At 52.9% G+C, this 208-nt stretch carries 1 rRNA gene; it reads right to left on the bottom strand.

Annotated elements, in window-relative coordinates:
• Positions 1-208, bottom strand: a 16S ribosomal RNA gene (locus ACTHSL_RS14420); the annotation flags it as partial.

Here is a 208-nt window from a genome sequence, read left to right as displayed (position 1 = left end):
ATCGGTGTTCCTCCGCATATCTACGCATTTCACTGCTACACGCGGAATTCCATCCCCCTCTACCGTACTCTAGCTATGCAGTCACAGATGCAATTCCCAGGTTGAGCCCGGGGATTTCACAACTGTCTTACATAACCGCCTGCGCACGCTTTACGCCCAGTAATTCCGATTAACGCTTGCACCCTACGTATTACCGCGGCTGCTGGCA

The organism is Neisseria sp. P0008.S010 (assembly GCF_051962715.1).
Taxonomy (GTDB): domain Bacteria; phylum Pseudomonadota; class Gammaproteobacteria; order Burkholderiales; family Neisseriaceae; genus Neisseria; species Neisseria elongata.
This window is presented reverse-complemented; position numbering and strand designations above follow the sequence as displayed.